9 protein-coding genes are annotated in these 8,968 nt (G+C 40.2%); all 9 read right to left on the bottom strand.

The window, feature by feature from the left end:
• Nucleotides 1-3,128: efflux RND transporter permease subunit (locus tag P20480_RS17920; RefSeq protein WP_033025289.1), on the bottom strand; the 3,128-nt coding region annotated here is incomplete at its 3' end.
• Nucleotides 3,129-3,142: 14 nt separating this feature from the next.
• Nucleotides 3,143-4,900 (bottom strand): efflux RND transporter periplasmic adaptor subunit, encoded by a 1,758-nt coding sequence (locus P20480_RS11585; protein ID WP_008128698.1) that lies wholly within the window; start codon nucleotides 4,898-4,900, stop codon nucleotides 3,143-3,145.
• Complete coding sequence (locus tag P20480_RS11590; protein WP_008128697.1) at nucleotides 4,900-6,282, bottom strand: TolC family protein; 1,383 nt, start codon at nucleotides 6,280-6,282, stop codon at nucleotides 4,900-4,902. The genes P20480_RS11585 and P20480_RS11590 overlap by 1 nt, the downstream gene beginning before the upstream one ends.
• The gene (locus P20480_RS11595; protein WP_008128695.1) at nucleotides 6,282-6,779 is read right to left on the bottom strand and encodes a DUF411 domain-containing protein; all 498 of its coding nucleotides are present in this window, start codon (nucleotides 6,777-6,779) and stop codon (nucleotides 6,282-6,284) included. Before P20480_RS11595 ends, P20480_RS11590 begins: the two co-directional genes overlap by 1 nt.
• Nucleotides 6,780-6,886: 107 nt before the next feature.
• Nucleotides 6,887-7,267 carry a hypothetical protein gene (locus P20480_RS11600; protein ID WP_008128693.1) on the bottom strand — a complete coding sequence of 127 codons (381 nt, stop codon included), beginning with the start codon at nucleotides 7,265-7,267 and terminating at the stop codon, nucleotides 6,887-6,889.
• Nucleotides 7,268-7,487: 220 nt separating this feature from the next.
• A complete protein-coding gene (locus P20480_RS19800; RefSeq protein ID WP_083830874.1) occupies nucleotides 7,488-7,703 on the bottom strand; it encodes a GDCCVxC domain-containing (seleno)protein in 216 nt (71 codons plus the stop codon).
• On the bottom strand, nucleotides 7,691-8,080 hold the full coding sequence (gene merC / locus P20480_RS11605; protein WP_008128692.1) for an organomercurial transporter MerC: 390 nt from the start codon (nucleotides 8,078-8,080) through the stop codon (nucleotides 7,691-7,693). The genes P20480_RS19800 and merC overlap by 13 nt, the downstream gene beginning before the upstream one ends.
• 61 nt (nucleotides 8,081-8,141) lie before the next feature.
• Nucleotides 8,142-8,519, bottom strand: coding sequence for a MerR family transcriptional regulator (locus P20480_RS11610; RefSeq protein WP_008128690.1), 378 nt, complete (start codon nucleotides 8,517-8,519; stop codon nucleotides 8,142-8,144).
• A gap of 42 nt (nucleotides 8,520-8,561) precedes the next feature.
• A complete protein-coding gene (cadR, locus tag P20480_RS11615; RefSeq protein ID WP_008128687.1) occupies nucleotides 8,562-8,951 on the bottom strand; it encodes a Cd(II)/Pb(II)-responsive transcriptional regulator in 390 nt (129 codons plus the stop codon).
• Nucleotides 8,952-8,968 lie beyond the last annotated feature (17 nt).

Genomic DNA, 8,968 nt, shown 5'->3' with positions numbered 1-8,968 from the left:
TTGTTAAAGGCGTTTAATTCTGGCTTTTTAACGATTGAGTAAATTACTGGGAGCACAATAAGAGTGAGTAGCACAGCACTTGTCATTCCGCCTACCATAGGTGCAGCAATACGACTCATTACTTCAGAGCCTGTACCTGTACCATATAAAATAGGCATTAAGCCGATAATGATTGTGGCTACCGTCATCATTACTGGACGAACACGCAAACCAGCACCGTGTAATAGTGCATCTTGGTATACATCATCTGAGATAGGTTCTGCTCGCTCTTCAGCTTTTTCCTTAAGCTCAGCAAGCGCCTGATTGAGATAGACCAGCATTATCACGCCTATCTCAACCGCTACACCAGCCAGCGCAATAAAGCCCACACCAACGGCAACGGAGAAGTTAAATCCTTCCAGATACATTAACCATAAGCCACCAATCATTGCCATTGGCAAAGTCACAATAATGATAGCCACTTCACTAAATGCTCTGAAGTTTAAGTAAAGCAAAATAACAATAATGGCGAGTGTCAATGGCAGTACATAGGTGAGCTTTTCTTTCGCTCTTTCCATATATTCGTATTGCCCAGCCCACGTAATTGAATAACCTGCTGGTAGTTTTAGTTTATTAGCCAAGTGTATTTTTGCACTTTCAACATAAGTACCAACGTCAACACCGTCTATATCAATATACGTCCAGCCATTTAAACGAGCATTTTCACTCTTAATCCCCGGCGGACCATTTTCTACTCGAATATCTGCGACATCCCCTAACGCAATACGCTGTCCATTAGGTGTTACGACAGGTAATCGTGATAGCTGCTCAGGAGAGTCTCGATAGTCTTGCGGATAGCGTAAGTTAACAGGGTAACGCTCTTGACCTTCTACTGTTTGCGTCACATTCATGCCGCCAATAGCAGTAGAAACCACTTGTTGAACATCTTCGATGTTTAACCCAAAGCGACTTGCCTTATCGCGTGAAATATCAACCTTGATATATCGTCCACCTGCAACTCGCTCTGAGTAAACTGATGCTGTGCCTGTAACTTCGGGTAAAATTTGCTCTATTTGTTGGCCGATTTCCTGAATCACATCAAGCTCTGGTCCGGCGACTTTAATACCCACAGGCGTTTTTATGCCTGTTGCTAACATGTCGATTCGGGTCTTGATTGGCATAACCCAAGCATTCGTTAAGCCCGGAAACTTAACCAATTTATCAAACTCAGCTTTTAACGATTCAGTAGTCACACCCTCTCGCCACTGCTCTTGTGGCTTCAATTGAATAAAGGTTTCAATCATGGTTAAAGGTGCAGGATCGGTTGCAGTTTCAGCTCTTCCTACTTTACCAAATACAGTTTCAACTTCTGGCACAGTGCGAATAAGCTTGTCTGTTTGCTGCAATAACTCCCTTGCTTTACCAATTGAAATACCGGGATAGGTAGTAGGCATATACATGAGATCGCCTTCATCCAATGGCGGAATGAATTCACTACCAATTTTATCGACAGGCCAAAAGCCAACGATAGTCACTAATATTGCTGCTACTATTGTCGATTTTGGAAACTTCATGACTTGCTTTAAAACAGGCATGTAGATAGCAATCAATAATCGGTTTAACGGGTTTTTCTTTTCAGAAACAACTTTGCCTCGAATAAAGTAGCCCATCAATACAGGCACCAATGTGATCGCCAAGCCTGCTGATGCCGCCATTGCATAGGTTTTTGTATAGGCGAGCGGAGAGAACATTCTTCCTTCTTGCGCTTCCAAGATAAATACAGGTAAAAATGAGACTGTAATGATCAGTAAGCTAAAAAATAGTGCAGGGCCTACTTCACTCGCAGCCTTAGCAACAATTTGCCAGCGATTTTCATCTGTAAGTGGTGTTTTCTCCATATGCTTATGCATATTTTCAATCATCACTATTGCACCATCAGTCATCGCACCAATCGCAATCGCAATACCGCCTAAAGACATAATATTGGCATTGATGCCTTGCATATACATGATGATGAACGACACCAAAATGCCTAGTGGTAGAGTAACAACTGCCACAATTGATGAGCGAAGATGAAATAGGAAAGCAACACAAACAATAGCAACGACTGCAAGCTCCTCAAGCAACTTGCTCCAAAGATTATCAACAGCACGATCTATTAACTTCGACCTGTCATAAATAGGGACAATCTCCACCCCCTCTGGTAGAGAAGATTTAAGCGATTCAAGTTTTTCTTTTACCCCGTTTATGGTTTTTAGAGCGTTTTCACCAAAGCGCATAACGACAACACCACCAACAACTTCTCCTTCACCATTTAGCTCTGCGATACCACGGCGCATTTGAGGCCCTAAATTAACGGTAGCAACATCACCAATACGCAATGGCGTGCCTTGTTCGTTAATACCAAGTGGAATTTTCTCAATGTCTCCAACTGATTGAATATACCCCGTAGCAGTAACCATATACTCAGCTTCCGCCATTTCCACAACAGATGCGCCCGTTTCTTTATTGCCTCGTTTAAGTGCCATTTGGATATGACTTAACGGCACGTTATAAGCTCTGAGCTTGTCGGGATCAACTTGCACTTGATATTGCTTAACCATACCGCCAACGGCGGAAACCTCAGACACGCCCGGTACAGTTTGCAATTCATACTTTAAAAACCAATCTTGAATACTTCTTAATTGGCTTAGATCATGGTTTCCAGATTTATCTGTTAAAGCGTAGATGTATACCCAACCCACACCTGTTGCATCAGGCCCTAATTGCGGCTTAGCTGAATCAGGCAAGCTCGATGCTACTTGGCTTAAGTATTCTAGAACCCGGCTTCTTGCCCAATACAAATCAGTATCGTCATCAAAAATGATATAGACGTAGGAATCACCAAAAAATGAGTAGCCACGAACAGTTTGCGCTCCCGGTACTGACAACATCGCTGTAGTAAGGGGAAACGTCACTTGATCTTGTACTACTTGTGGTGCCTGTCCCGGATAGCTCGTCTTAATTATCACCTGCACATCAGAAAGATCGGGGAGTGCATCTACTGGCGTTTTTTGTAATGAATACAAACCACCAAACGCGATAATTAAGGTAATCAACAAAACAAAGAAACGATTGCCGATAGACCATCTAATAATTGATTCAATCATTATTTTTCTCCCACTTAATGATTAGAATGATCAACAGCAGCTTTATTTTCCTTGCCGTGTTGTTCATCTGATTCAAGAGAAATGTCAGTGATAACTAAGTCATCTCTAACCTCAAAAGTGAAAGTGACATTATCACCGACATTGAAATCAACCATTTCTATATTGTCCGCGATGATAAAATCCATCGTCGCAGCAGGTCTATCCCATTTATCTATTGGACCTCGGCTAATATTTAGAACACGCGTATCAACATTAATAGAATTAATTAGACCTGATACTGTTGCAAAAGATACTTCTTCACTCATATCACCAGACTCACTCATGATATGAATTCCAGTAATTTCATATCCACCGCCTTCGGTTTTACTCACTTCAAAGTGCAGAGATTGACCTGACTTTAATGAGTCAATATCGACTTTTTCAGCCACAGTAAAATCCATAACCATTTCAGGCCAATCCCAAGCTTCAGCAGGGCCATGTGAAATATTAACCATGCGGTGCCCTGCCATAACACTATTAACATCCCCTTGCATCCAAACAGAGTTAGGCACTTCATCATGAGTCATTCGTTTAAAGTCAGAGCTTTTACTTGATTCAGAATCAATCAAGAATTGGGCAGATGTCACCACAACGTCATCTTCATTTAAGCCGTCTAATATTTCGATGCTGTCGATATCAACCCGGCCAATAGTCACTTCAATAGATTTAAATTGCCCATCACCTAACGCAAGTACTACTGTGTCCTGTTTACCTGTTCTAATAACGGCTTCTTTAGGCACGAGGATGGTGCTATCAGCTTGATTAGCGTGAATAGAGACTTGTGCAAACATATTTGGTTTTAATTGATAGTCTGGGTTATCAAATTTCAGTCGCACTCGGAGTGTGCGTGTTTTACTGTTCAATGTTGGATAGACATAATCAACGACACCAGCCCAGTCCTCACCGGGTAAATAGTCAAGTGTGATTGATACAGGCAGTCCTTCTTTAATTAAGGCTGCGTCACGTTCAAACACTTCTGCTTCAACCCAAACTTGATCTAGCTGGCCAATGCTTAATAAGGTGTTTCCCGGCTTTACATAAAAACCTTCTCTAACCTTCAAACCATCGACAACACCTGCTTGTGGTGAATAAAAGGTAATTGTTTGCTGAACCTTTCTTGTCTTTTCTAACTTTTGAATGAAATCTGAAGAAAGCTGTAACGCTTTAAGGCGATCTTTGGCTGCTGAAATTAAGGAACTATTATCGCGCTTTAACGCTATTAACAGTTCTTCTTGCGCGTTAACTAACTGAGGAGAATAGAGTGTATAAAGAGGCTGCCCTTTCTCTACAGGGTTACCTGCTGCTTTGATGTAAAGTTTTTCAATCCAGCCATCAACCCGTGGGTGGATATGAATTAGCTTATCTTCATCATATTGAACGTAACCTACCGTTGAGATTTCAGTATGCATATTTTTCAGTTCAACAGGTGCAGTGCGAACCCCAAGGTTATTCACTACATGAGGCGCAATTTTTACTGCTCCGGGGCCAAAGTCATCACCAGATGATCCTTCCTCATACACAGGAATTAAATCCATCCCCATAGGCGACTTACCGGGCTTGTCCCGGCGGTAATTAGAATCCATCGGTGCAACCCAATACAGCGGTTGTTTCTCTGCTGATGTAGCTTCATCAGTATCACTGTTTGAGCCTGCACCTTGATATAAGCTCAATGCTCCTGCACCTAGTGCTGCCCCAATAATGACGGCAATAATTGTTTTCGTATTCGTTGACATTATTTTTCTCCAAATGGCTTATGTTCAGCATTTGATTTAGATTGAGAATGCGCAAAGAAATAGTTGATGCGAGTAACTGTTTTAAGTGCATCAACATCAATTCTTAAAGCTGATATTCTGGTATTTAATTCGGCAATTCTTGCTCGAACAACTTCGGCAAAATCACCATCATCATTGGTGTAAGCCGTCAAAGACGCTTCCGCTTGGTCATGAGTTTGTTTAAGGAGTTGTTCTTGATAGATAGATTGTCTATCTGATAAGCGTTTAAGCTGTCTAAGCTCCTTTTCCACCGCACTGATCATTTGCTTTGTCAGCAATAGTTTCTCGGTTTTAACAGCCTCTGAATCTGCAATAGAAGCTGCAACTTGCTTATCTTGTCTGTTCTCGGTAAACAAGGGTAAATCAAACGTTACCCCAACAGAAAATAAATCAGCTCGGCTATCACCAGAAGGCATATTGTCACGATAGGCATAGCTAGCATTAACACCCCATTGCGGCTCATATTGCTGTTTAGCTAATTCAACACCTTTTTCTGAAGATTTGCGTTTTACATCAATTGCAAGTATGGCTGGATGATTAGCAAGAGCCTGAGCCAATAGATTTCTTGAGTAATTAGATGCTTTTAGGACTGTTGGATTATTCAATTGAATCGAAGGCAATTCTTTTGAGACGCTAAACTCTAGTGGTTGCGCGTCAAAGTTGAATGATTCATTCAATCGGTCAGCATCGTAAATATGAAGCCACTCATTAAGGCGAGCGATTGTCGTTTCTAGTTTCTGCTTTTGCGAAGTTAATCTGTCATCTAACTGCACTATTTCCAATTGAGCACGAATAACATCTTGCTGTCTAGTTTTACCAACAACGCTTGAATAGCTAGCTTTAGCCACTTCCGCCATCTGCTCAAAGAGAGACCAATCATCTTCAATCAATTTAATAGTTTTCTGGGCTAAGTAAGCATCTAACCAAAGTTGTGACACTTGGCTTTTCAACTTAGCTTTACGATCCTCTCGTAGCAGTGGAAATTTCGTGGACTCAATTTGTAACTGGTCTTGCTTGATCTCTAGACTGTCGCCTCTCGGAAACATTTGAGAGACGCCAACCTTTAGCTGAGTCATTCCTTCCTGATCTAAATCCCAAGTATCTGTTGGTAAATTCATTATCCCTAGCGATACTTTCGGATCAGGCAAAGTACCTGAAGCAATACTTCTATTTTCAACTGCACTTTGTTTCAATCGGCTACCATGAAGCCAAGGATCATTTTGCTGAGCTAAGGTGATAGCTTGTTCAAGCGACACTACTTTCTCAGCTTGAGCTGAGAATACAGATAAGCCGAGTATTAATGCAGTTGAAAGTGAAGTAAGGTTTGAAGAGTTCAATTTCATTAGAATTGCTCCTCGTATGTCTTAACTTTTGCATAGACTTTACTCGTTCCATCTTTAAATAGAATTAACACGTTGTATGGCATAAAGCGGTCACCGACTTCCATACCGGGAGAGCCAACTGGCATTGCTGGAACTGAAAGCCCAATGGCATTGGGATGTTCTTCTGTCAAGAACTGCTGAATAAATTTAGCGGGGACATGTCCTTCAAAGGCAAAGCCATTTCGACTAACCGCTGTATGACATGAACGGTAATTAGGTTTGATCCCATACTTAGTTTTGATATTGCTGATGTTTCGGAAATCTTTGGAATGTGCAACGATCCCTTTGTCTTCAATATGAGTTATCCATTTTTTACAACACCCACAAGTAGGGGTTTTATAAACGATTAACTCCAAAGGTGTTACGTCGTGATTGTCTGCATGGTTATGTTCGTTGGCGTTTGCAAACGCAGGTGAAAGCAGCATTACTACTGCTATTTTTAAATACTTATTGATCATTTTTGCCCCCAGACATCGCTGGAAAATATCTATAGCGCTACGACGCTATATTGACTAACAGAAAAATTAATTACATGTGCGCGAAATTTGGACGCACTAATCCTGTATTAGGCAAAAATTGGTGGACGATAAAGGGAAGTGGAAATTGAATGAGGTTGTTTAGATTGCAGAGCAGCTACAGATTCACTGAATATTTGAATATCTGTCGAATCAATACTGGAATTTAGGACTGTCGTAGATGAGCAAGCATTTGTAGGACAAACACATTCAACATCACAACAATCTTCTGATTGACCGTTACTGCTTTTATTCATATCACCATGATCCATTCCTTCATGATGACTCATCTTGGAATGTTCCATGTTCATGTGTGATTCGTGAGAACCTAATGACATTTCGCAAGGCACAGCAGAATACGCAAATGCTTGCCCTACAAAGGCAATCAGCATAGCTACAACAACTAAGACTTTTGAAAGAGGTTTAAACATAAAGTTCTCTAGATAAAATACCGAAAAAATATTAATGTATATTTCGCTCAATGTAAATTAAAAACTATTTTTTAGTCGATTGAATTAACCCTAATGATAAGAACAATGATCACTTTTTCGGATTAAGCGACCTTTGTAACCTTATAGCTTTGGTAGATATGAGCCTAAAGCTGTCCTTATATAATCACAATAGTTAGCACAAATTAAACAATCACATCCGCTAGTTCGTGCAACAATTTTGTCCTTCTTGAATGGGTGGGCACTTTACTGTTCCATATGAACAATAAACACAGCAGTCACCCTTTAATGGCTTTAACAAAACTTTGCACGATTCGCATTCATAATACCACTGACAAGCGTTGGTTGGCATTTCTTCTATTTTACTATGCCCACATTCAGGACATGTAATAGTCGATTTAAGCTCTATAAGTTGCATGTTTGTTCCCTTACTGGCTTTACGATATCCAAAACCGACATAACGACCATTAAACAAATACCAAAGTAAAATAGGTATGTGCTCCAATTATATTGCCAAAGAGGATAAAGCGTTAATAGCACTGCTACAGGCCCTAGAATGCTGAAGACAGCTCTGGTATGGCTTTTATTTTTGTGCCAGTTGTATAAGTTTACCAATAGTGCCAACGATGCAAAAATAGGTAAAAGCGTATTTACAGCTATACCTTCGAAGTGAGAGAGAAAGCCTAGTCCTAAAGCCGATGCAAGTGACCCTAATGCTGGGAAGCAGGCAGTGCAACTAAGTGCCGCTAGCCAAACGCCACCAGAGCCTACTTTGTCTAATATTTTATTTATCATTTGAAAGTCTATTGGTTGATATTACCAACACTGTAAACTCCGTACACAAGTACGGAGTCAATCATTTTAATGAATCAATTATGGGGCAATGTGTTGGATCTTCGTTTTGCATACAGGTATTTGTCATATCCAAAATTACTTTTTCTAAACGCTGAAGGTCATTAATTTTGTCTCGAATGATTGCTAGTTTTTGTCGGCTTAATAGCTCTACTTGAGAGCAATTGTTGTCCATAGACATTAGCAATTTGATTTCCCTTAACGTAAAACCGAGCGCTTTGGCTTTTGTGATGAACCTAAGTTGTCCGGTTATTGATTCGTCATATTGTCTATAACCAGATATTGGTTTTATAGGTTGTGTAATAAGTCCTTCTCGCTCATAAAAGCGAATAGTTTCTACGTTTAAGTTTAATGACTTTGCTAATTTTCCGATGGTTTTCATAATTGCCTTTGCGACTAAGAATAGCTCAAAGCAGAATTTAGATTAACTATCCAACGACTTAATAATACCGCATCCTTCAATGGTATTATCAGAATTGCATGTACTTGCCATATGTTGTAATTCATTTTTTAAGGCCTTTAATTCTTTCATGCGTTTGTTGACTAAATTTAATTGCTGCTTAATCAATTCATTCACACTAGAGCAGCTTTCTTCTGGCTTATTCTTTAATTCAATAAGACGTTTGATATCATCAAGAGATATATCGAGGCTGCGACAATGCTTAACGAATTCCAGCTCTTTTAACGCCTTATTGGAATACAACCTAAAGTTACCCTCAGAGCGCTCAGGATCTGAAAGCAACCCTTCTCTTTCATAATACCTAATTGTTTGTATTGAACAGCCTGATGTTTTCGATAATTCGCCAATTTTCATAAACCTTTCCAATAAAC

Source organism: Pseudoalteromonas sp. BSi20480, from assembly GCF_000241365.1.
Lineage (GTDB): Bacteria > Pseudomonadota > Gammaproteobacteria > Enterobacterales > Alteromonadaceae > Pseudoalteromonas > Pseudoalteromonas marina.
Note: the sequence above shows the minus strand (reverse complement) of the source record. Positions and strands in the feature narration are given on the sequence as shown.